This window comes from Rhodococcus sp. NPDC127527, assembly GCF_042672245.1.
Taxonomy (GTDB): Bacteria; Actinomycetota; Actinomycetes; order Mycobacteriales; family Mycobacteriaceae; genus Rhodococcus_G.
Genome location: NZ_JBHXVP010000007.1, coordinates 200556 through 224652, shown reverse-complemented (window position 1 = coordinate 224652; position 24097 = coordinate 200556). Strand labels below are relative to the sequence as shown.

The 24097-nt window shown below is 70.0% G+C and carries 17 protein-coding genes; 3 read left to right on the top strand and 14 right to left on the bottom strand.

Annotated features, from left to right (window positions below; genetic code table 11):
• Positions 1-32: 32 nt before the first annotated feature.
• Complete coding sequence (locus ACFVH2_RS14505) at positions 33-2858, bottom strand: BTAD domain-containing putative transcriptional regulator (protein ID WP_378424842.1); 2826 nt, start codon at positions 2856-2858, stop codon at positions 33-35.
• A gap of 158 nt (positions 2859-3016) precedes the next feature.
• Between ACFVH2_RS14505 and ACFVH2_RS14500 the strand changes: the two genes are divergently transcribed.
• Complete coding sequence (locus ACFVH2_RS14500) at positions 3017-4135, top strand: lipase family protein (RefSeq protein WP_378425001.1); 1119 nt, start codon at positions 3017-3019, stop codon at positions 4133-4135.
• Positions 4136-4181: 46 nt separating this feature from the next.
• Positions 4182-5243, top strand: coding sequence for a MerR family transcriptional regulator (locus ACFVH2_RS14495; protein WP_378424844.1), 1062 nt, complete (start codon positions 4182-4184; stop codon positions 5241-5243).
• Here the strand turns inward: ACFVH2_RS14495 and ACFVH2_RS14490 are convergent.
• The 3 genes from ACFVH2_RS14490 to ACFVH2_RS14480 all read right to left on the bottom strand — a co-directional run bounded on the left by ACFVH2_RS14490 (position 5240) and on the right by ACFVH2_RS14480 (position 7977).
• Positions 5240-6295, bottom strand: a complete 1056-nt coding sequence (locus ACFVH2_RS14490) for a phosphatidylinositol-specific phospholipase C domain-containing protein (protein ID WP_378424846.1) — start codon at positions 6293-6295, stop codon at positions 5240-5242. The two genes, ACFVH2_RS14495 and ACFVH2_RS14490, sit on opposite strands and share 4 nt — an antisense overlap.
• A 123-nt stretch (positions 6296-6418) precedes the next feature.
• On the bottom strand, positions 6419-7402 hold the full coding sequence (locus ACFVH2_RS14485; RefSeq protein ID WP_378424848.1) for an alpha/beta hydrolase: 984 nt from the start codon (positions 7400-7402) through the stop codon (positions 6419-6421).
• 149 nt (positions 7403-7551) lie between these two features.
• Positions 7552-7977: a nuclear transport factor 2 family protein gene (locus ACFVH2_RS14480; protein WP_378424850.1), complete on the bottom strand. Its 426-nt coding sequence runs from the start codon at positions 7975-7977 to the stop codon at positions 7552-7554.
• A gap of 335 nt (positions 7978-8312) precedes the next feature.
• Between ACFVH2_RS14480 and ACFVH2_RS14475 the strand changes: the two genes are divergently transcribed.
• Positions 8313-8459, top strand: coding sequence for a hypothetical protein (locus ACFVH2_RS14475; RefSeq protein ID WP_378424852.1), 147 nt, complete (start codon positions 8313-8315; stop codon positions 8457-8459).
• Between the two features lies 1 nt (position 8460).
• On the opposite strand, the gene ACFVH2_RS14470 is transcribed toward ACFVH2_RS14475, so the two are convergent.
• The 10 genes from ACFVH2_RS14470 to trpB all read right to left on the bottom strand — a co-directional run bounded on the left by ACFVH2_RS14470 (position 8461) and on the right by trpB (position 24028).
• Entirely contained in the window at positions 8461-10314 is a 1854-nt protein-coding gene (locus ACFVH2_RS14470; RefSeq protein ID WP_378424855.1) for an ABC transporter ATP-binding protein/permease, read from the bottom strand.
• A gap of 153 nt (positions 10315-10467) precedes the next feature.
• On the bottom strand, positions 10468-11604 hold the full coding sequence (locus ACFVH2_RS14465) for a cation:proton antiporter (protein ID WP_378424856.1): 1137 nt from the start codon (positions 11602-11604) through the stop codon (positions 10468-10470).
• A gap of 20 nt (positions 11605-11624) precedes the next feature.
• Positions 11625-12518, bottom strand: a complete 894-nt coding sequence (locus ACFVH2_RS14460) for an acyl-CoA thioesterase II (protein WP_378424858.1) — start codon at positions 12516-12518, stop codon at positions 11625-11627.
• Positions 12519-13937 (bottom strand): pyruvate kinase, encoded by a 1419-nt coding sequence (gene pyk, locus ACFVH2_RS14455; RefSeq protein ID WP_378424860.1) that lies wholly within the window; start codon positions 13935-13937, stop codon positions 12519-12521. It abuts the gene before it with no gap.
• Positions 13938-14032: 95 nt separating this feature from the next.
• The gene (locus tag ACFVH2_RS14450) at positions 14033-15538 is read right to left on the bottom strand and encodes a glutamate synthase subunit beta (protein ID WP_378424862.1); all 1506 of its coding nucleotides are present in this window, start codon (positions 15536-15538) and stop codon (positions 14033-14035) included.
• Positions 15531-20114, bottom strand: a complete 4584-nt coding sequence (gene gltB / locus ACFVH2_RS14445) for a glutamate synthase large subunit (protein WP_378424864.1) — start codon at positions 20112-20114, stop codon at positions 15531-15533. The genes ACFVH2_RS14450 and gltB overlap by 8 nt, the downstream gene beginning before the upstream one ends.
• A gap of 230 nt (positions 20115-20344) precedes the next feature.
• Positions 20345-20974 carry a TM2 domain-containing protein gene (locus tag ACFVH2_RS14440; RefSeq protein ID WP_378424866.1) on the bottom strand — a complete coding sequence of 210 codons (630 nt, stop codon included), beginning with the start codon at positions 20972-20974 and terminating at the stop codon, positions 20345-20347.
• The gene (lgt, locus tag ACFVH2_RS14435; RefSeq protein ID WP_378424868.1) at positions 20971-21969 is read right to left on the bottom strand and encodes a prolipoprotein diacylglyceryl transferase; all 999 of its coding nucleotides are present in this window, start codon (positions 21967-21969) and stop codon (positions 20971-20973) included. The genes ACFVH2_RS14440 and lgt overlap by 4 nt, the downstream gene beginning before the upstream one ends.
• The gene (gene trpA / locus ACFVH2_RS14430) at positions 21966-22772 is read right to left on the bottom strand and encodes a tryptophan synthase subunit alpha (RefSeq protein WP_378424870.1); all 807 of its coding nucleotides are present in this window, start codon (positions 22770-22772) and stop codon (positions 21966-21968) included. The genes lgt and trpA overlap by 4 nt, the downstream gene beginning before the upstream one ends.
• Entirely contained in the window at positions 22769-24028 is a 1260-nt protein-coding gene (gene trpB, locus ACFVH2_RS14425; protein WP_378425003.1) for a tryptophan synthase subunit beta, read from the bottom strand. Before trpB ends, trpA begins: the two co-directional genes overlap by 4 nt.
• Between the last annotated feature and the right edge of the window lie 69 nt (positions 24029-24097).

Genomic DNA, 24097 nt, shown 5'->3' with positions numbered 1-24097 from the left:
CCACAGCAGACACGCGCCCACTTACCGTTCTCTTACGACATGCTTGGCACCCACCGTTCGAGCACATCGGCGAGCATCGCGTTGATCTGGGCGCGACCCAGATCCGCCCCTACCCCGGTGTGCCGCTGGTAGTCCTCGACGGTGAGCGCGTCCCGCACCGCGGCCGCCTCCCGCGGCCCGTCCACCGGATCCATCCACTCGGGCAGGAATCCGATCCGGCTACCCTGCGCCTGAACCGCGCCCGCGAGGACGGCCGCTTCGACCGGATGGCCCGCCCGGGCCAGCACCGCGGCGGACGTGTGGATCAGGACCAGCCACGACGTCACGTCGCCGTCGACCTCGAGCACCGTCTGCATGTCCCTCGCCGACGACATCGCGGACTCCAGGTCGCCGACGTCCATCGCGGACTTCATCATCGCCCAGATCGACGAGCCGACGGCCCACCTGTTGCCGATCCGTTCGGCGAGCGCGATCGCGGTTGTCAGCGCGGCCCGCGCCTCGGCCGGGCGGCCGTGGGTGCGCAGCACCATGCCGAGCACCATCCGGGCGTCCGCCTCGGCGAAGTCGGAGCCCAGGTCGCGGGCGCGCTCGGCGCTCCGGCAGACGATGTCGAGTCCCTCGCCGTGGGCGCCGTCCATCGACAGGAAGTAGCCGAGCCACGCAGTCAGTCGGGCGGCCTCGGCCGCATCGCCCGACGCCTCCCAGGCGTCGGCCGCGGCCTGTGCGGCGCGGGCCGCGCCCGCCCGGTCACCGGTGAGGTAAATCAACGACGCGGTGCCCGACTGAGCGCGAGCGAGGACCCTCGGGTCGGGGGGCCGCCCGTCGGCCGCCACCGCTTCGAGGGCGGCGGTGAGGAACCCGAGTCCTTCGCCTATCCGGCCCATCCGGTACCAGAACCAGTACAGCCCGCCGGACAGTTCGAGGGCGTAATGCGCGTCACCCACCGCCAACGCCGACACCAGCGCTGCTCGGTGCTCGGCCTGATCGTCGGACAGCTCGCGCATGGTCGCTGCGGAGTGGGTTCCGTACAGTCCCGCGTGAGCGGCGTTCACCCGTGCCAGCACGTACGCTCGGTGCGCGGCCTCGCTCCGAACCCGCTCGGCGGGCACCGCCTGCTCGAGCGCAAAGGCCCTGATGGTCTGCAGCATTCGATAGCGCCGAGGCGAGGTACCAGGCAACACCATCAGCAGTGATCGCCGTACCAGTGCGGTCAGCGGCGCCACCGCTGCGACGGCGGTCGCGGCCCCGCTCATCGTTGCGGCGCCCGCGAGGTCGAAGCTCTCCGCGAACACGGCCACCCGGCGTAGCAGCGCCGACTGCTCGTCGTCGAGGAGTCGGTAGCTCCATTCGATGGTGTCGGCGAGGCCGCGCTGTCTCGGTGGGGCACTGCGTGACCCGCCCTGCAGCAGCGTGAACCGATCGCCCAGCCCGTCCGCGATCTGCTGCTCCGAGAGCACGCGGAGTTGCGCGGTCGCGAGCTCGATGCCGAGCGGCACCCCGTCGAGTTCAACGCAAATCGTCCGCACCGCATCGCGGTTGTCATCGCCGAGTGTCCAGCCGGGAACCACACCGGCTGCCCGGACTGCGAAGAGGTCGACCGCGGTGTCGGGTGCCAGCGGCGAAACCTCGTGCAACACTTCCCCGTCCACGTCGAGCGGCTCGCGACTGGTGGCGAGCACGCGGACCTGCGGGCATCGGTCCAGGAGGACGGTCACCACTCGGGCGGCGTCGGCGACCACGTGCTCGCAGTTGTCGAAGATCACCAGCGTCTCGCGGGAGGACAACACGTCCGCGAGGTGTTCGACGGTGCCGACGCCCGGCAGTCCCAGCGCGGCGGCCGTCGCGGCGACGAGCAGCGCGCCGTCGGCCAGAGTGCCCAGGTCCACCAGCCACGGACCGTCCGCGTCCACGCGGGTTCGGCACACCTCGACCGCCAGCCGGGTCTTACCCACCCCGCCGGGCCCCACGAGGGTGACGAGCGGACGATCGTCGAGCAGGGCTGTCACCGAGTCGACGTCGGTGGCGCGCCCGACGAATCGGGTACGCGGAACCGGCAATTGCGACAGGCGCGGCACCTCGAGGCGCACCACCTCGCGCACGGGGTCCAGCGCCTCGTCCTGGGTCAGGACGGCGACCTCGAGTTCCCTCAGTCCGATGCCCGGGTCGATACCGAGTTCGTCGTCGAGAACGGCCCGCACCCGGCGCAGCGCGGCCAACGCGTCGGATTGTCTGCCGCTGCGGTAGAGCGAGAGGACAAGCAGCTCCCATGCACGTTCGTCCAGCGGGTGCTCCGCGACGACCGCCTCGGCGTCAGGGAGCACCTCCGCAAACCGGCCGCGGGAGATCTCCACGGCGAGTAGGGACTTTCGGGCAGACAGGCGAAGGGCGGCTAGTCTGGCAACTTCCGGCGCCGCGAACTCAGCCCCCGCGATGTCCGCATACGCGGACCCTCGCCACAGCTCGAGTGCCTCCCGATAGCAGCCGATGGCTTCGTCCGCCGAGGCCGCGGAGCCGCGCCGGACCAGGTCCTCGAATCTCGACGCGTCGACACACTCGCGGTCGACGGCCAGCACGTACCGCTTGCCCTCGCGCACCACCACACCGTCGGTACGCCGGGCCCGCTGCGGGCTCAGCGCGTCCCGCAGCTTCGAGATCGCGACGTGAAGTGAACTGAGCTTGGGTGCGGCGAGGTCGTGCCACACCTGGCCGAGCAGCCGCTCCGCGGACACAGAACGCGGATACGCGAGGACGAGTGCCGCGAACAGGGCTCGCTGGCGGGCACCGCCGAGATCGAGCTGCTGCCCGCCCCGGACTGCGGAGACCGGGCCGAGCACCCGTAGTTCGAGGCTGTCCGGCATGTCGCCTCCTCGTCCCCCGGCGGTGCCGCCACGCGCAACAGGCTACCGAACCTCGCGCACTCGAAATATCGACTGGGCATCGATTCCGCCAAGGCGCCGGGAGAACCGCCCCACTGAGCTACTTTCGGCGAATGAGGCGGCGGGGCTCCCTGCGATCGATGGCGGTGACGGCGATCGCTGCGACGGTGGCGGTACCCCTGGTCGACGCCGGGTGGACCCAGGCTGCGGCCGCGCCGGTCAGGCAGGCGCCGGGCGCGGTGCTCGAGTCCGCGCCGTTGCCCGCGAATCTCACATTGCCCGGTGCAGGCACCGCGTGGCGGTTGACCTACCTCACCACAGGCCCGCGCGGCATCACACCGTCGACCGGTATGGTCTTCGTCCCGCCCGGCCCGCCCCCGGCCGGCGGCTGGCCGGTCATCGCCTGGGCGCACGGCACCGTCGGGGACTCCGACTTCGACGCTCCCTCGGTCACCGGCGTCGACAACGACCCCCGGGCCTACGTCAACGACTGGCTCGGTCGTGGGTATGCGGTCGCGGCCACCGACTACGTCGGACTGGGCACCGAGGGGGTGCCGCCATATCTGGACGGCCAGGTGTCCGCACATGCGGTGGTCGACTCGGTCCGCGCCGCCCGCGCCCTCGATCGGTCCCTCTCCCCCAGGTGGGCGGTGGTGGGCCTCTCCGAGGGAGGTCACGCCGCGGTGTTCACCGCGCATGCGGCCACGCGCTACGCCCCCGAATTGGACTATCGCGGCGCCGTGGCCAATGGCGTGCCGTCGAACATCGAGAACCTCGCGCCGCTCGCGGGTCCGTGGTTCCCGCCCTCGGGGCTGTTCGCCGGACTGACCAACTTCATGACCTTCGTGATCGCGGGGATGCGTGACGTCCACCCCGAGCTGAACGTGGACAGCTACCTCACCCCCGTCGGCCGCCGCCTCGTCGATGCGGCACCCAACCTGCCGTACGCGCAGTTCGCCAAGCTCAGTGCGAATGTGTCTGTGGCGCAGATGCTCTCTCGTTCACTGGCCAACCCCGCCCTGCTCGCCGCGCTGCGCGACTACCTCCAGGTGCCCACCTCAGGTTTCGACCGGCCCCTGTTCATCGCCCAGGGCGCGCGCGACGCCGTCGTGCCGATTCCGCTGACGCTCGCGCTGATCGCGGACATGAAGCTGGCCGGCACACGCCCGGACTTCCGGGTGTACCCCGGCGATCACATCCGCACCATCTACGACGCCGAACAGGACGAGGCCCGGTTCGTCGCCGGACTCTTTCGCTGACGCGCGGGTTGACCTTCGGGTTACCTGAGGCTCCATGATGGGCCTCGTGACTGACGACGCGACAGACGAATGGATCACGATCGGCGTTCTCGCCCGCGCGAGCGGACTCACGCCGAGTGCCCTGCGGTTCTACGACGACTGCCGACTCCTGGTGCCCGCCAGGGTCGACGCGTCGTCGGGCTACCGCTACTACTCGGGGCAGCAGCGAGCGCAGGCGGTGATGATTCGTCGCCTCCGGGAGATCGGCATGCCGATCGACGCTGTCGCGATGGTGCTCGCGGGTGACCCGGATCGAGCCGCACGACTGCTCGACGAGCACGTCCTCGACCTCGAACGGCGAGCTCGCGACGGCGCCGCGGTCGCCGACGCGGTCAAGCGTGCGCTCGGTACCGACCCCGCGACGGGCCGCCCGACGCTGGCGGGCACCCACCTGGCCGATGCCGTCGGCCAGGTGCTCCCCGCCGCCGCGCGCGACCGCACGATCCCGGTACTGCGAGGCATCCTGGTCGAGGCGACGCCTGGATCACTGACCCTGACCGCCACCGACCGCTACCTGCTCTCGACACGATCCCTGGTCCTCCCCCAGCAGGCGGGCGAATCGTGGTCGGCGGTCGTCGCGGCGGACGAACTCGCGACCGCGGCGTCCGGGCTGCGCGGCGAGGGCGAGATCGGATTGACCGCCACCGCCGCCCGGCTCACACTGCACGCGGGGGGGAATCGGTTCGACTGCACCGTGATCGACGAGCCCTACCCGGACTACCGGGGCATGCTGGCCGCGCTCGCACCGACCCGAACCCGCGTGGTCGTGCCCCGACTGGCGCTCCTCGACGCACTGGACGCGGTCCGCGACACTCCGATCCGGTGCACGGTCGGCGGCGGCGAGCTGACGATCGGCGGCGGCGACGGGCAGGACCGACTTTCCGTGCCGGCGACCGTCACCGGGCCCGAAGTCACGCTCGCCTTCGATCCGGTCACCCTCCGGCCCGCGCTGCTGAGCGCGGTCGGTCCGGACCTCATGCTCGACCTCTCGCGTCCCGATCAGCCGGTGGTGATCCGCTCGGCCACCGACGGGGACCTGACGACGCTGGCAATGCCGACCGCGACCTAACCCCGCGGAACGACCTCGGACAACACGGTGGGCACCGCCGTCCAGTCGGAGGTGACGATGCTCGCCGACCGCGCCGCCAGCTCCGCGACTCGCGCACGCGCCTGCGCCTCGGTGGGAGCCACCGAGGCGATCGGCGGGGCGACGCTGTGCGCGTCGGTCATCACGAGCAGGTAGTGGTTGTCGCGGTACCACCCGGTGTCGATCCCGCCGTCCGCGTACGCGGCCGCGTCACCGTCGAAGACCACGAACCACGGCCGCAGCGGCTGCTCGTAGCGGGCCCGGGGATCACCGGCCTGTGCCCGGTGCACGGCCGGGAAGGCGGCGGCCCGGTCCAGTTGCCCTGCGGCCGCCAGCTGACGCAGATGGAGGGCGTACTCGCGATCGGACCAGAGGTCGTCGAGCGGGTTCGACTCCTCGACCGTGCCGGGGATCAACTCGATCATGAAGGTGCCCGCCATCGCCTCGCGGGTCGGCCAGCCGTCCGCACGCACCGCGTCGTCGAGCGTGCGACCGCTGTCACCGACGAGCGCGGCAGGACGGAACAGTGCGTCGCCCAGCCGATTTCGGAGCAGCAGATCCAGATCGGCCGGGCCACGCGCGAAACCCGCGGTGAAGCCGTCCTTGAGCTCCAGCTTGACCGTGATCGGTCGATGGCCGGGATTGGCGTCGTGCCACACCCGAAGGTCCGAGAGGCAATCGCCGAGACCCTGGTCCGGGTCGCCCGTCAGTTGCATCGACATCGAACCGTTCGAGCAGTTGCTGTCACTGCCAACGGGATTGCTGTGCGACACCCGCCAGCCCGGACCGGCGACGTTGGTCCAGACGTCGATCTCGATCAGGGAGGAACCTGCGTCGAGGGCGTCGGTGAGGCGGTCGTACTTGGCCCGCTCGTAGGTGTTGTGCAGTCCGACCGAGGTCGTCGAGGCGAATCCGTCGTCCCCGGCCGTCACCCGGCCGGCGTCGGCGTGCACCGCGGACGGCGACACGGCGAAGACGAGGCCGGTGAGCACCGCCGCGGCGGCGGCCCTCCCGACCGGTCGGGAGCGATTCACGGCAGCCGCCTTGACCTCGAGTGTGGGTGGATTCGGCTGGAGTGTACGAGCATTCGGCTCCGCACGGGGGCCGAATCGGCACAATCAGGTCAACGTGTCACCCGAGGTCCGGGTGCGTCTCCGTCAGGCCTCGATCGCGCTCTTCATCATCGGGAGCATCGCCCACAGCTGGTCCTGCCAGTACGGCCAGGCGTGGATGCCCGCGGGCGGAAAGTCGAAGTGCGCGGTATCGATTCCCATCGTGAGGAGTCGGACCTGGAACGCGCGGGTCTGCGCGAGCGAGAGCGCCTCGAGGCCCATCCCGGTCGCGGTGTCGAGGTAGTCGATCGGGTAGGCCGGCCGGGTCTGCGGCCCGGGCAGCCCGCTGCCCGCCGACACCCACATCGGCAGCCCACGCAGACCCTCCGCCTGGACGAAGGGGTCGTGGACGAGCCACGCGGGATCCCACGGCGGGCCCCACATGCAGTCCGAGTTGTACAGCCCGGCATCGAGCATCGCGATGCGGATCGCCTCGCGCATTCCCGGCGCCGAGAGGTTCAGGTACCCGGACATCGTGCCGGCGAAGGTGAACTGGTCGCGGTGGTGCGCGGCCAGGATCAGCGCCGCGTTGCCGCCCATCGACAGCCCCACCACCGCATTGCTCGACCGGCTGATGCCGTAGTTCCGCGCGAGGTGATCCGGCAGGTTCCGGGTGAGGAAGGTCTCCCACGTGTAGGTGTAGGGCTGATTGGTGAAGTTGTTCGGGAAGTACCAGTCGCTGTAGAAGCTCGACTCCCCGCCGACCGGTTCGATGACGTTGACACCGTGGTCGGACAGCCACGCGGCGTTCGTCTCGTGCTCCCAGCCGCTGACGTCGTCGGTCGCCCGGAGTCCGTCGAGGAGGTAGACGGCACGGTTGCTGCCGTTGTTCGCGAGCCACATGCGCACCTTGATGTGCCCGACGCCGCCGGGCGCCGGAACCCAGTCCTCGTGGAAGCGGTCGTACGGGTTCGCGGCCGCGGTGCCGGTCGTGCCGAGTGCGACTCCCATCGGCACGACCACGGCCGCCACCAGCAGGAGTACCGCCGATCGCAGTCGGCCCGGTCCGGATGTCGAGGCGGCACGCATCAGACAGACCTCCGTCACACCAGCAACATGAGTCACGCCGTGGCTTCCACGGTATTACCGATGCCCCGTCCGCACGGAGACTCTGCGGAATCGTTATATGCCGAGGTCGCGAGGCCTGCGGCGTCGTCCGATCGTGATCCGCGGCGCCCCTAGCCGATGGTCACCGTACGGCGGGCCAGTCGCCACACGCCGTCCTCGAGTCGCAGGACGTCGTCGTAGCGACCGATGCTGGACAGCCGCGGCGCGGTGGTCGTCTCGACGAAGAACGTCCAGTACGCGGTGGCCGTCGCCGCCGCGCCGTCGGGGGCCGTCACCGCCACCGTGGTCAGGACGTGCCGCGTCGCGGTTCCGGGGCCCTGGATGCCCGCCGCGCGACGGTCCCGCACACCGGTCTCGATCTCCGCGACGCCGGTGCGGGCCTGGGCCGCCATGCCGGTGGCGGGGTTGGCCGAGGACTCCCACACCGCGTCCTCGGTGAAGTTCGCGAGGTACTCCTCGACGGTCCCGTCGTCCGCGAGGTGGGCCAATCGCGCCAGCAGGGACTGGATTTCGGAAACTGCATCGACGGTGTTCACCCCGCCAGCCTGCCCGCCCGTCCCGCAATCAGGCACGCGCAGTCCCATCCCACGGGAGTGCTCGGACAAACGTCCAGGAAATTACGCCAAACCAACTAACTGGTATGTCCCCATTCGCTACATTGCATGCCAACAGATCGACTACCGGCGCGTTCGCGGGTTCGGACGCCCACCACCAGGCACCACATCTCGGCACGACAACGCGGTCTACGATCCCGGGGAGGTCACCTTGAGCGCGACAGCACGGCCGGCAACGGCGAACCGACTACACGTGCGCCACACAGGGTCGAGCCATGCCTAGGCCGGGACCGGTACGTCCCCTCGTCGGAGTGAAGATGGACGCGGGTCAGATCCAGCAGTACGACCAGCAGGCCGAACACGAGGGGCTGCTGATGAAGTCGGGCCGGCCCAACCGATCCGAGCTGATCCGCATCAAACTCGCCTTCGCCGACGAGCACATGCCCAGCGGTTGGCGGCCGTGAGCTAGGCCGGCACCGGCGAGAGCTCCCACGGGCCGTCCCCGGCCAACTCCAACTGTCGTGCGTGATGCTGGTCGACGGTGCTGCGGTGACTGACGCTGACCAGCATGCAGTCGGGCACCTCGGTCCTGATCAGGCTGTAGAGCGAGTACTCGAGTCCCTCGTCGACCGCCGACGTCGCCTCGTCGAGGAAGGCCAACGTCGGCCGGATCAGGACGATCCGGGCGAACGCGATGCGCTGCTGCTCACCGGGCGAGAGGATCTTCGCCCAGTCTGCCTCCTCGTCGAGCCGACCGACCAGGTTGCCCAGCTGAACCTTGCCCAGCACCGCGCGGATCGTCTCGTCGTCCAGGCGGTCGGTGGTGCCCGGATACGCGATTGCCGTGCGCAGGTCACCGAGCGGCAGGTACGGCATCTGGGAGAGGAACAGCGTTTCCGTGTCCGACGGCCGCCGGACCTGCCCCTCGGTGTAGGGCCACAGCTCGGCCAGGCTGCGCAGCAACGTGGTCTTGCCACTGCCCGAACGACCCTTGACGACCAAGGTCTCCCCCGGCGCCATCTGCAGATGGAGGCCGGTGATCAGGGCCTCGCCGTCCGGCCTGCGCACGTGAACGTCGTGGAGTTCGAGGGCGTTGTCGAGCAGCACGGTGTCGAGGGTCGGCAGCGCCCGCGAATCGTGGTCGGTCTCGAGCAGTCCGTTCAGTCGCAGCAAGCTCGCGCGGTAGCCGGCGAAGGTGGCGTAGGACTCGCGGAAGAAGGACAGCGAATCGTGCACCTGGCCGAAGGCCGTGGCCGACTGCGTCATGTCGCCGAGGGTGATCGCGCCGGAGAAGAACCGCGGCGCCTGGATGATGAAGGCGAACACCACCGAGATCTGGCTGACCACCAGGTTCCAGGTGTCGAATTTCAGTGTTCGGAACACGATTCGCCAGTAGTTGCGGATGACGGCGGCGAATCGTCCGAGCAGACCGTGCCGTTCGACGTGTTCACCTCGGTAGAACGCGACATTCTCGGATCCGTCGCGGACCCGGACCAGGGCGTAACGGAAGTTCGCGGTCAACCGCTCGTTCCAGAAACTCAACCAGATCAACGGCCTGCCGATCCAGAACGCGATGACCGTGGACACCAACACGTACGTGAACACGAGAAAGACCATCGCCCGGGGGATCTCGGTGCCGAAGACCGTCATCGGCCCCGACAGGTCCCACAGGATCTTGGTGAACGACACCAGCGAGATCACCGCTCCGACCGCGCCCATCGACAGGCTCCGTGAAATCTGCACGAAATCGGTGATATCGGCCTGGATTCGCTGATCCGGGTTGTCGATCGGGTCGCCGACGAACCTGTCCCGGTAGAACGCGCGACCGTGCAGCCAGTCGGAGGTGATGTGGTCGGTGAGCCACACCCGCCACCGGATGTCGAAGGCCTGCCCGACGAAGTAGTCGAGCTGGGTACGGATCACGTGAACAGTGGCCAGGATCCCGAAGATCAGCAGGCTTCGCCAGAAGGCCGACTCCGCCTCGTCGAGCGCGGCGGAGTCGTCCTGGGCGAACGCCTGAGCGGCCCGCTGGATGGCGGTGTACATGTCGTTGCCCTGGTACGAGAGCAGTACCGTCATCCGCACCGCGAGCACCGTCAACAACAGCACCGCCGCGAACAGCGCCCACACCCGCCAGCTGGAACGCCCGGTGAAATAGGGTCCGCTGATGTGCCAGAACTGTCGGCCCCACCGGGTGAACCGGACGAGCAACAGGGCGATCAGCAGGAAGCACACCGCCGAGATCCCGAACGCCCGCAGCGTCCAGAGCAAGGTGTTCGCCACCTCGTGATTCCAGTCGAATCCGGACGTTTGCGACATTGACATCCCCCGTCAGCGGGCGAGACCGATGGCGCAGTTTAACCCCGGCCCTGCGGCACTGTCGGGTCAACGGATTCGATCTCCGCACAGCACCATTCGACGACCTGACCCCGCCGCGACGATCCTGCCGGTCGCCCGGGCCACGCCTCCCGGCTACGACCTCGTCAATCCGTGTCGCGCCGCAACGCCGCCCGCCACGGACGCGAACCCGATGGTGACCAGCGCACCGAGAATCAACGCCGGCGCCTCCCCCTCGTTGAGCAGGTGCAACTGGGTTCCGATCGTCGCGGCGGCGACCGGGATGCCTAGTTGTGCGGCGGCCAACGCGCCGAGCGACAGCGGCTGACCGAGGAGCCGGGCCGCGCAGTGCACCGCCACCGTCGCCAGTCCGAGGACCAGCCCGAGGACTGTGTACGACGGGTGATCCACCAGTTCGCGGAGGTTCAGCGAGGCGCCGAGCCAGACGTAGAACAGGGGACCGAAGAATCCCTCGGTGATGCCGAACAGTTGGCGTGCGAGCCGCCGCGGCTCCCCCACCGCCGCGACCGCGAGGCCGAGCGCGAAGCCGGCCAGCATGATCGAGACGTGACTCCACACCGCGAGCGCGGCCAGCCCGAAGAGGATGCCCAGGTTGATCCGCAGTTCCATCGCGAACTTGCGGTCCTCGGAGACGCGGTGCAGCCGGCGGCGCAGGTCGTGGTATTCCAGCGCACGGAAGAATCCGTACACGAGCACCGCACACCCGGCGACGGCCAGCGCGCCGAGCGCGGCCCGCGCCGCGTGCGACGGATCGATCATCAGCGGAAGCGCGACGATGCACACGGTGTCCGCGACCGCGACCTGCGCGACCAGTTGCAGCACCGACGTCCCACCCAGCCGCAGCGAGTCGACGATGGGCAGCACCAGCGCGGCCGACGAGGACGCGATCAGCACGGCATAGAGCCCCGCGTGGCCGGTCCCGAAGGCCCGTGCGATGCCGATGCCCGCGGGCACGGCGAGCACCCCGACCACGATCGCCGCCGCCGCGCCCCGCGCCAGCGCCGGGCGCAGGCTCGCGTCGCGCATCGGCACGTGGGTCCCCGCCACGAACATGACCAGTGCGAAACCGATGTCCGCGAACAGCATCAGTGTCGGGTCGCTCGCGTCGAGCAGGCCGAGACCGGTCGCGCCGACCACCACCCCCGCTACGAGTTCGCCGAGCACCACCGGGAGGTGCCATCGCTGCCGATACGCCACCGCGGGCCCGAGCAGGGCGATCACCGAGATGAAGGCGAGCGTCGAAAAGCCCACTGCCACCTCCTGTCCCGGAGTCAGCCCCGTTTCGGGAAGTGCCGGATCAACCCCTCCTGTACGACCGTAGCGAGGAGCTCGCCCTCGAGGGAGAAGAACCGCCCGGTCGCCAGGCCGCGCGAGCCGGCCGCGACCGGCGACTCCGTCGCGTACAGCGTCCAGTCGTCGAAGCGGAACGGCCGATGGAACCACATCGAGTGGTTCACCGTCGCCGCGACGATTCGGTCCAGTCCCCAGGACAGACCGTGCGTGGTGATGATCGAGTCCAGCACCGTGGTGTCCGAGGCGTAGCCCATGGTCGCGACGTGGAGCAGGGGGTCGTCGGGCAGCCGCCCGTCCGCCCGCATCCAGACGCGGTTGTGGTTGAGCGTCTCGCCGGTGCCCTTGAGGATCCAGGTGGGGTCGTTGGCGTACCGCATGTCGATCGGCTTGAGCGCGTTGACGAACATCTGCAGCCGGTCCTCGTACCCGACGAAGTGATCACCCAAGGGCGGCAACGACTCCGGGAAGGGCACCTCCGGCACCTCGACCGCGTGCTCGAGCCCGCGGCCCCAGTCCTGGAACGCGGCGAGCACGACCATCAGCTCGTGACCGTCCTGGTACGCGGTGACCTGTCGGTTCGCGAACGCCCGACCGTCCCGATGCCGCTGCACCCGGTACTCGATCGGCGCCTTGACGTCGCCGCCCCGGATGAAGTGCGCATTGATCGCGTGCACCGGCCGGTCGCCGTCCACGGTCCGGCCGGCGGCCACCATCGCCTGCGACACCAGCTGACCGCCGAACGTCCGGCTGCCGAGCTGGGCCTGTGCAGGATGCTGCCCGACGAAGACGTCCTCGTCGATCTGTTCGAGGTCCAGCAGGTCGAGCAGGACGTCCAGGTCCTGTGCGCGCTCGAGCTCCCCCGCGTCGGTCACCTAGTGGTCCTCTTCGCCGATGCGGTGGACGTGGATGAGGTTGGTCGAGCCGACCGTGCCGGGCGGGGAACCCGCGACGATCACGACCTGGTCGCCCTTGTTGTACCGGCCGAGGCCGAGCAACGCGGTGTCCACCTGCCCGATCATCTGGTCCGTCGTCGAGACCGGCGAGACCAGGAACGTCTCCGTTCCCCACGTCAGGGTCAGCTGGCTGCGCACCTCGGGCAGCGGGGTGAAGGCGAGCAGCGGCAGGTGGGTGTGCAGCCGCGCCAGGCGCCGGACCGTGTCGCCGGACTGGGTGAACGCGACGAGCGCCTTGGCGTCGAGTCGCTCGCCGATGTCGCGGGCGGCGTAGGAGATCACCCCGCGCTTGGTGCGCGGCACGTGCGTGAGCGGGGGCACCCGGGTGGACTCGCTCTCGACCGCCTCGACGATGCGGGCCATCGTCTGCACGGTCTCCATCGGGAACTTGCCGACCGAGGTCTCACCGGAGAGCATCACCGCGTCGGCACCGTCGAGGACGGCGTTGGCGACGTCGGAGGCCTCGGCGCGGGTGGGCCGGGAGTTCTCGATCATGGACTCGAGCATCTGCGTCGCGACGATGACCGGCTTCGCGTTCTCGCGCGCGATCTGGATGGCACGCTTCTGCACGAGCGGCACCTGCTCGAGCGGCAGCTCGACGCCCAGGTCGCCGCGGGCCACCATCACCGCGTCGAACGCGAGCACGACCGCCTCGAGGTTCTCGATCGCCTCCGGCTTCTCGAGCTTCGCGATCACCGGAATACGCCGGCCGACGCGGTCCATCACGGCGTGCACGAGCTCGACGTCGGCGGGCGACCGGACGAACGAGAGGGCGATGAAGTCCACACCGAGACCCAGCGCGAACTCGAGGTCCTCGATGTCCTTCTCGGACAACGCGGGCACCGAGACGTCCATGCCCGGCAGCGACACGCCCTTGTTGTTGCTGACCGGCCCGCCCTCGGTCACCGTGCAGACCACGTCGTTGCCGTCGACGTGGTCGACCGTGAGGCCGACCTTGCCGTCGTCGACGAGCAGACGGTCGCCCGCCTTGGCGTCCCGGGCAAGTTCCTTGTAGGTGGTCGAGACCCGGTCGTGGGTGCCCTCGCACTCGTCGACCGTGATCCGCACCTGCTCGCCGTTCTCCCACACCGTGCGGTCCTGGGCGAAGCGGCCGAGCCGGATCTTCGGGCCCTGCAGGTCGGCGAGGATGCCGACCGCCTTGCCGGTCACGTCGGAGGCGTCCCGCACCCGACGGTAGTTCTCCTCGTGGTCGGCATGCGCGCCGTGGCTGAAGTTGAGTCGGGCGACGTCCATGCCGCTTTCGACGAGTTCTCGGATACGGTCCCCGGTCGCGGTTGCGGGTCCCAGGGTGCACACAATCTTTGTCCGTCGAGTCACGACGTCAAGCCTAATCGGTGAACCGATTCAGATCTATTCGCACCCCGTGAACGAAATGAACAGTGAGAACAGTTCACTGATGTGTCACCTGCTGGTCAGAGGACTTCGAGCGGAAGTGCCGTCGGATGCACGGGCGACGGCAGATCCGAGTGCCCGGTCAGGAACGCGTCGACGCCGTGCGCGGCCGCGCGGCCCTCGGCGATCGCCCACACCACCAGCGACGCCCCGCGATGCGCGTCCCCGCACACGAACACCCCGGGCGCACTGGTCTGCCAGTCCGGACCGCACGAGAGGGTGCCGTTCCTGGTGAGCGTGAGCTCGAAGTCGTCGAGCAACCTGCCGTATTCGACTCCCTCGAATCCGATCGCCAGAAGTGCCATGTCGCAGGGCAACTCGACCTCCTCACCGACCGGCGTCACGTGTCGGCGGCCGTCGGCGTCGCGGGTGACCGTCACCTCGGCCAGCACCATCGAGCGGACCTGACCGTCCTGGTCGCCCAGGAACCGTTGTACCGCAACCTCGTACCGGCGCATTCCGCCCTCCGCGTGCGCAGGCGACGTGCGCAGCACCATCGGCCACGACGGCCAGGGTGAGCGCTCGTCGTCGCGAACGGCGGGCAGTTCCGGGTGGTAGTCGAGCTGGGTCACCGACAGTGCGCCCTGCCGGTGCGCGGTGCCGAGGCAGTCGGCGCCCGTGTCGCCGCCGCCGATGATCACCACGTGCTTGCCCTTCGCGGTGACCGGGGTGGCACCGTCGCCCTCGCATTCCTTGTTGGAGAGCACGAGGTGTTCCATCGCGAGGTGAATGCCCTTCAGCTCACGCCCCTGCACGGTCGCGTTGTCCCGTGCCCGCAGGGCGCCGACGGCGACCACGACCGCGTCGAACTGGGCCCGCACCTGCTCCACCGTGATGTCGACGCCGACCTCGCAGTCGGTGACGAAATGTGTTCCCTCGGCTCGCATCTGGCCGAGCCGCCGCTCCACGACCGCCTTCTCGAGCTTGAACTCCGGGATGCCATAGCGCAACAGTCCGCCGAGCCGGTCGTCACGCTCGAAGACCGTCACGTCGTGGCCCGCACGGGTCAACTGCTGCGCCGCCGCCAGGCCCGCCGGACCGGAGCCGACCACGGCAACGGACTTTCCGGTACTGATCGTCGCCAGTTGCGCGGACACCGTGCCGCCCTCCCAGGCCGCGTCCGCGATCGCCTGTTCGATCCGCTTGATGGTCACCGCGCCACCGGTGTCGTTCTCGGCGATCGAGAGCACGCACGCCGCCTCGCACGGTGCCGGGCACACCCGGCCGGTGAACTCCGGGAAGTTGTTGGTCGCGTGCAGGCGGTCACCCGCCGCGGTCCACCGGTCCCGCCGGACCAGGTCGTTCCACTCCGGGATCAGATTGCCGAGCGGGCAGCCCGCGGACCCCGAGTGGCAGAACGGGATTCCACAGTCCATGCAGCGCGTCGCCTGCTCGGCGACCTCGCGGGCCCGTTCGGCCGCCGTCTGCGGCGCGGCCACCTCGTGCCAGTCGCGGACCCGTTCGGCGACCGGCCGTTTGGGCGCGTCCTTCTTGCGAACCTTCAAGAAACCCTGCGGATCAGCCACGAGCCGCCTCCATGATCGCCGCGTCGACGTCGCGCCCCTCGGCACGCGCCATCCGGGTCGCGTCGAGCACCCGCTGGTAGTCGGTGGGCATGACCTTGGTCAGCAGCGAACTGCGCCGCGGCCAGTCGGCGAGCACGGACGCCGCGACCGGCGAGCCGGTCCGGTCCCGGTGCGCGGTGACGATCTCGCGCAGCCACGCCAGGTCGTCGGGGTCCGGGCGTTGCAACGTCACCATCGCGGTGTTCACGTTCGCCGGGTCCAGATCGAGCACGTAGGCAATCCCGCCGGACATGCCCGCCGCGAGGTTGCGGCCGGTCGGTCCGAGCACCACGACGCGACCACCGGTCATGTACTCGCACGCGTGGTCACCCACCCCCTCGACAACCGCGACGGCGCCGGAGTTGCGGACCGCGAAACGCTCCCCGACCTGTCCGCGCAGGAACACCTGGCCCGAGGTGGCCCCGTAGAGGAGGGTGTTGCCGGCGATCACCTGCTCCTCCGCCTCGAACAACGCGTCCGCCGCGGGCCGGACGACGATTCGGCCACCCGAAAGACCCTTGCCGACATAGTCGTTCGCATCGCCGATCATCTCGATCGTGATGCCCGGAGGCAGGAACGCGCCGAGCGACTGCCCCGCCGACCCCGTCAGCCGGACCCGGATCGTGTCGTCGGGCAGGCCGGCCGCGCCGTATCGGCGGGTCACCTCGGCACCGAGCAGCGTGCCGACGGTGCGGTTCACGTTGCGGACGGGCAGCTCCAGGCGCACCGGGTGGGCGTCCTCGAGCGCCCCCTCCGCGAGCTGGATCAGGCTGCGGTCCAGCGCCAGGTCCAGGCCGTGGTCCTGGTCCCGCTGACGACGCCGTTGCGACAGCCGGTTCCCGTCGCCGTCGGTCGGCATCACGAAGATCGGCGACAGGTCCAGGCCGCGGGCCTTCCAGTGCGCCACCCCTTCCGCCGTCTCCAGCGCGTCGGCGTGACCGACCGCCTCGTCCACGCTGCGGAACCCGAGCTGGGCCAGGTAACCGCGGACGTCCTCGGCGACGAACCGGAAGAACTCCTCGACGAACTCCGGCCTGCCGGTGAACCGCTTGCGCAGCACCGGATTCTGGGTGGCGACGCCGACCGGGCAGGTGTCGAGGTGGCAGACCCGCATCATGATGCAGCCCGCGACCACCAGCGGCGCGGTGGAGAAGCCGTACTCCTCCGCCCCGAGCAGCGCCGCGACCATCACGTCCCGCCCGGTCCGCATGCCGCCGTCGCACTGCACGGTGATGCGGTCTCGAAGTCCGTTGAGCACCAACGTCTGCTGGGCGTCGGCGAGCCCGATCTCCCAGGGCGCGCCCGCGTGCTTGAGCGAGGTCAGCGGGGACGCGCCGGTGCCGCCGTCGTGTCCGGAGATGAGTACCACGTCGGCGTGCGCCTTCGACACTCCGGCCGCGACGGTCCCCACCCCCACCGAGCTGACCAGTTTGACGTGCACCCGGGCCCTCTCGTTGGCGTTCTTCAGGTCGTGGATCAGCTGGGCGAGGTCCTCGATCGAGTAGATGTCGTGGTGCGGCGGCGGCGAGATCAGCCCGACCCCCGGCGTCGAGTGCCTGGTCTTGGCCACCCACGGGTAGACCTTGAACGCGGGCAGCTGGCCACCCTCCCCCGGCTTGGCGCCCTGCGCCATCTTGATCTGGATGTCGCTGGCATTGATCAGGTAGTCGCTGGTGACGCCGAAGCGACCGCTGGCCACCTGCTTGACGGCGCTCCGTCTGCGGTCGTCGTACAACCGGTCCGCGTCCTCGCCGCCCTCGCCCGAGTTCGACCGTCCGCCAAGGTTGTTCATGGCGATCGCCATCGTCTCGTGCGCCTCCGCCGAGATGGACCCGTAGCTCATGGCACCGGTGTTGAACCGGGTCACGATGGACTCGACCGGCTCCACCTCGTCCAGCGGGACCGGCGGGCGCAGGCCGTCGCGGAACCGGAACAGCCCACGCAGCGCGCCGCCCTCGGCCGCGAGCCGGTTCACCTCCTCGCTGTAGCGCGCGAACACCTCGTGCTTGCCGGTGCGGGTGGCGTGCTGGAGCAGGAACACCGTCTCCGGGGTGAACACGTGCAACTCGCCCTCGCGGCGGAACTGGTACTCACCGCCCACGTCGAGTCGTCGGTGCACCCGGTCGGTCGGGTTGTCCGGGTAGGCGAGCCGATGCCGGATCCGCACCTCCCTGGCGAGCACGTCGAGGCCGACGCCGCCGAGCTTGCTGACCGTCCCGCGGAAGTACTCGTGGACGAGGTCGCGGTCGAGACCGATCGCCTCGAACACCTGCGCGGCCGTGTAGGAGCCGACGGTCGAGATGCCCATCTTCGACATCACCTTGAGCACGCCCTTGCCGAGGCCGGTCAGATAGTTGCGGACCGCGACCGCCGGTTCCACGCCGGTCAACTCCCCCTCGCTGACCAGGTCCTCGATCGACTCCATCGCCAGGTACGGGTTGACCGCCGCCGCACCGAAGCCGATCAGCAACGCCAGATGGTGCACCTCGCGCGCGTCACCCGACTCGACCACCAGGGCGACCTTGGTGCGCTCCTTGGTGCGCACCAGGTGGTGGTGCACCGCCGACACCGCCAGCAGCGACGGGATCGGCGCGTAGGTGTGATCGGAGTCCCGGTCGGAGAGCACCAGAATGCGGCTGCCGGCCGCGATCGCCGCGCTGGCACGGGCCCGCAGGTCCTCGATCGCCTCGGCCATGCCCACCCCGCCGCGCTCGACGTCGTAACGGGCCCGCAGCACCGTCGCCGCGAATCCCGGCAGGTCACCGTCGTCGTTGATGTGGATGATCTTGCTCAGCTCGATGTTGTCCAGGACCGGCCACGGCAGCACGATCTGCCGACAGGAGGCGGCGCTCGGTGCGAGCAGGTTCTGTTCCGGCCCCATCACCCGGGTCAGCGAGGTGACGACCTCCTCGCGGATGGCGTCGAGCGGCGGATTGGTCACCTGCGCGAACAACTCCACGAAGTAGTCGTAGAGCAGCCGGGAGCGCTGCGAGAGCACCGCGACCGGGGTGTCGGTTCCCATGGAACCCAACGGTTCCCCACTACGGGCGGCCATCGGCGCGAGCAGGATCCGCAGGTCCTCCTCGGTGTAGCCGAACGCCACCTGACGGCGCACCACGCTCTCGTGCGGGTGCGCGACCGGTTCGCGCTCGGACAGTTCCCCGAGCCCGAGCAGCCCGGCGTGCAACCACTCGCCGTAAGGCTGCTCGGTGGCCAGCGACATCTTGACCTCGGCGTCGGGCACCACCCGCCCGGCGGCGGTGTCGACCAGGAACATCCGGCCCGGCTCGAGCCTGCCCTTCGCGAGCACCTGCGACTGCGGCACGTCCAGGACGCCGGACTCGCTGGCGAGAATCACCCGGCCGTCGACGGTCTGCCACCACCGGCCCGGGCGGAGGCCGTTGCGATCGAGCACCGCACCCACCTGGGTGCCGTCGGTGAACGTCACACACGCCGGACCGTCCCACGGCTCCATCAGCGAGGCGTGATAGCGGTAGAAGGCGCGCCGCTCGGGGGCCATCGCCTCGTCGTTCTCCCACGCCTCGGGCACCATCATCATCACCGCGTGCGCGATGCCACGGCCGCCGAGGTGCAGCAGCTCGAGCACCTCGTCGAAGGACGCCGAGTCGGAGGCCTCGGGCGTGCAGATCGGGTACAGCCGGCGCAGGTCGCCGGGGATCAGGTCGCTCGCCAGCATCGCCTCGCGGGCGCGCATCCGGTTCCGGTTGCCGCGCACGGTGTTGATCTCGCCGTTGTGCGCGACGTACCGGAACGGGTGCGCCAGTGGCCAGGACGGGAAGGTGTTCGTCGAGAAGCGGCTGTGCACGATCGCGATCGCGCTGGCGCACCGCGCGTCGCGCAGGTCCGGGAAGTAGGCCGACAGTTGGGCGGTCGTCAGCATGCCCTTGTACACGATGGTCCGGCTCGACAGGGACGGGAAGTACACCCCGCTGCCCTCCGCCTCTACCTCGGCGGTGACCTGTTCGGCACGCTTGCGCAGCGCGTAGACCAGCCGGTCGAGGTCGAGTCCGGCGGGCCGTCCGGCCGGGCCCGGCGGCGCCACGACGAACAGTTGACTCATGTGCGGCATACAGTCTCGGGCCGCGACCCCGACGTCCGCGCCGTCCGGGTCGACGGGCACGTCCCGCCAGCCGAGCACCTCGAGCCCCTCCTCGGCGGCGATCGAATGGATGCGGTCCATCGCGGCCGATCGGGCCGCCTCGTCCTGCGGCAGGAAGCAGATGCCCGCCGCGAAGGTGTTCGCGCCGTCCGCGGTCGGGGCGGGCAGCGCGAACCCGGCGACGTCGGTGAGCAGGTCGAGGGGCAACTGCAGCAGGATTCCGGCCCCGTCGCCGCTGTTCGGCTCCGCCCCGGCCGCCCCGCGGTGCTCGAGGTTCTCCAGCGCGAGAAGGCCGTCGGCGACGATGCCGTGCGAACGGCGGCCGTGGATGTCGGCCACCATCGCGACGCCGCAGGAATCGGTTTCCCGCGCAGCGTCGTACAGGCCCTGCGGCGCGGGCATCTGCGAGAACAGCACCTGGGCACCTCCACGTCGGCACGGAATGCCGCCGGTGTGGCGCGTTCGGGCGCTGCTCCGGGAACCTTGCGGTAGCGAGATCCGCCGGCTGCCTGATCGGGTGTCCGCGGAAGTGCTACTTCGGGGTACCGGGACGACTCTGCCCGAAGGGATTTCCGAGCGTCACACTCGGGTGCGCACAGTCTAGCAGGGGTTACGCCGATGGATCAGGGTGAAGAAGGGGACGAGATTCAGCTGCGGAGCTTGCGGCCCTGGCCGTCCTGGACGCCACCCGACAGCATGATGATCCCGTCGACGAACGACCACACCCAGATCACCGGGAAGATGACGAATCCGACCATCAGGACGGTGGCGAACACGCCGAACCAGAAGCCGAGCAGCTGCGCGAGCCCGATGCCGGTGCTGCCGGTGTAGAGCCGTCCCACCCCGCACACGCCGACGAACGGCAGCAGCATCTGCAGCAGTCCCGCCGTCGTCTTCGACTTGTCCGACATCGGTTCGCCGGTCAGCGGGTCCCGACCGAACGGTGCGCCCGGGTCCGCGCCCGGGTAACCGTAGCCGGGAGTCGCAGCGAACTGCTGCGGGTACTGCGTCGGGTAACCGGGCTGCGCACCGTACTGCTGGGGCGGCGGGAACTGTGGGGCGCCGTACGGCTGTCCGGCGCCCGCCGCCGCGGCGCCCGACGCAGGCGGTGGATACCCCGGGCCGCTGCCGGGCGAGCCGTACACCGGACCGGAGGTAGGCGGAAGCCCGGCCGAGTACCCGGCGTTCGGGAACCCCGTGGCCTGCTCGTCGGCGGTCGGCTCGAACGGCAGGCCGTTCTCGATCCGCTGCTGCCAGTCGTCGGTAGGTCCGGTCACGTGTCGTCGCCCCCCAGTTCGGTGGTGCTCGTCTTCGGCGTGCCCGGGTCGGTCGTCGCCGCGGCGCGCTCCGTCACGTCCGCGGACGGCGGATCCTCCGAGTGCTCCGCCAGATACGTCTCGCGGGCCTTCCCGATCCGCAGTTCGGCGGGCGTCTCCCGCCCCTTCCTCGCGAGCACGAAGTAGGCGACCGCGCAGAGGAACACGATCACCGAGGTGAACACGTTGATCCGGATCCCGGCGATGTGCGTCGCGTGGTCGTCGCGCAGGAGCTCGACGACGAACCGGCCGACGCAGTACCCGGCGACGTACAGCGCGAACAGGCGTCCGTGCCCGATCCGGAAGCGGCGGTCCACCCACACCAGCAGCACCACGATCAGCAGGTTCCAGACCAGCTCGTACAGGAAGGTCGGGTGCACGACCCGCTCGACCACCCCGGTCGAGGTGCCGTTCAGCATGTCGACGCGGCCCGCGGAGTTGACCCGCTCGTAGATCTCGAGACCCCACGGCACCGTGGTCTCGCGGCCGTAGAGCTCCTGGTTGAAGTAGTTGCCGATCCGCCCGATCGCCTGCGCCAGCAGGATCGCGGGCGCGATCGCGTCACCGAGCGCCGCCACCGACACCCCGAGCCGGCGGCAGCCGATCCAGGCGCCGACGCCGCCGAGCAGCACCGCGCCCCAGATTCCGAGGCCGCCCTGCCAGATCTTCAACGCGTCGGCGGGATGCCCGCCCGCACCGAAGTAGGTCGTCCAGTCCGTGGCGACGTGGTAGAGCCGACCGCCGATCAGGCCGAACGGGACCGCCCAGATCGCGACGTCGAGGACCGTGCCCTGCTCCCCGCCGCGCGCGACCCACCGACGGTCGCCCCACACGATGGCCACGATGATGCCGACGATGATGAAGAAGGCGTAGGCGCGCAGCGGCACCGGGCCGATGTTCCACACCCCCTGCGGCGGGCTCGGGATGTACGCCAGGATGTCGACGGTCGAGGTCACGACGCCACGGTAGCCGAGCGCACGCCGGCGGCGAGTTCGGTGGTGATCGCCCGCAACGCCTCCGGGCCCTCGGCGACGGCGGTCACCAGCGCGGACCCCACGATGACGGCGTCCGCGTAGGCGCCGATCTCGGCGGCCTGCGCGCCCGACTTGACGCCGAGCCCGACGCCGACCGGGATGTCGGAGTGCGTGCGCACCCGCGCGACCAGTTCCGGTGCCATGTTGGACACGGCCGCGCGGGCGCCGGTGACGCCCATCGTCGACGTCGCGTAGACGAAGCCGCGGCACGAGTCGACGGTCGTCGCGAGGCGCTCGGCGGTCGAGGAGGGCGCCACCAGGAAGATCCGGTCCAGGCCGTGCCGGTCGGACGCGGCGATCCAGTCGGCCGCCTCGTCGGGGATCAGGTCGGGGGTGATGATGCCGAGGCCGCCTGCGGCGGCGAGGTCACGCGCGAAGTTGTCGACACCGTACTTGAGGACGAGGTTCCAGTAGGTCATGACGACCGCCTTGCCGCCCGCCTTCGAGATGGCCTCGACGACGGTGAACACGTCCCGCACGCGGAAGCCCGCGGTCAGGGCCTCGTCGGCGGCGGCCTGGATGGTCGGACCGTCCATCACCGGATCGCTGTACGGGATGCCGACCTCGATCAGGTCGCACCCGGACTCGACCAGCGTCTCGAACGCCTCGATCGACCGGGGCAGGTCGGGGTAGCCGGCGGGCAGGTAGCCGACCAGCGCGGCCCGGTTCTCCGCCCGGCACTGCGCGAAGAGGTCGCCCAGCCGGGACTGCTGCTGTTCACTCATTTCGAGGTTTCCTCCGTGGCACTGGCGTCGGTGTCGTCGTCGGGGAAGAGGCCGAACCACTTCGCGGCGGTGTCGACGTCCTTGTCGCCGCGACCGGAGATGTTCACGAGCACGATCGCGCCCTCGCCGAGTTCCTGGCCGAGCTTCAGCGCGCCGGCGAGCGCGTGCGCGGACTCGATCGCGGGGATGATGCCCTCGCGGCGGCTGAGCAGCGCGAGCGCGTCCATCGCCTCGGTGTCGGTGACCGACCGGTACTCGGCGCGGCCGATGTCCTTGAGGTGCGAGTGCTCGGGTCCCACACCCGGGTAGTCGAGGCCGGCGGAGATCGAGTGCGACTCGATCGTCTGGCCGTCCTCGTCCTGCAGCAGGTACGAGTAGGCGCCGTGCAGCGCGCCCGGTGTGCCGCCCCCGATGGTCGCCGCGTGCCTGCCGGTCTCGACGCCGTCGCCGCCGGCCTCGAGGCCGACCAGGCGCACCGACTGATCGTCGAGGAAGGCGTGGAAGATCCCGATGGCGTTGGAACCGCCGCCGACGCAGGCCGCGACCGCGTCGGGCAGCCTGCCGGTGTGCGCCAGCACCTGCGCCCTCGCCTCGAGGCCGATGATGCGCTGGAAGTCGCGCACCATCACCGGGAACGGGTGCGGGCCGGCCGCCGTGCCGAAGCAGTAGTAGGTGTTGTGCGCGTTGGTGACCCAGTCGCGCAGCGCCTCGTTGATGGCGTCCTTGAGGGTCGCCGAGCCGGTGATCGCGGGGATCACCTCGGCGCCGAGCAGCCGCATCCGGGCGACGTTGAGCGCCTGCCGCTTGGTGTCGACCTCGCCCATGTACACGACACATTCGAGGCCGAGCAGCGCGCAGGCGGTGGCGGTGGCGACGCCGTGCTGGCCGGCCCCGGTCTCCGCGATCACCCGGGTCTTGCCCATCCGCTTCGCGAGCAGCGCCTGGCCGAGAACGTTGTTGATCTTGTGAGAACCCGTGTGGTTCAGGTCTTCCCGCTTGAGCAGTAGTCGCGCACCACCCGCGAACTCGCTCAGCCGGGTGGCCTCGTACACCGGCGAGGGACGGCCGGTGTAGTCGCGCTGCAGGCGGTCGAGTTCGGCGAGGAAGGCGTCGTCTCCGCGGGCCTTGTCGTACTCGGCCGTGACCTCCTCGATCACCGCCATCAGCGCCTCGGGAACGTACCGGCCGCCGTAGACACCGAAGTGGCCGCCCTGGTCGGGCTCGTGGGCGCTGCGCTCGGTGACGCCCGCGCTCATGCGGGGAAGGCCGCGGCCTTTGGCGGAAAGGACGGGATCGTCTGTGCTCACCTGTACCAGTCTGCCTTA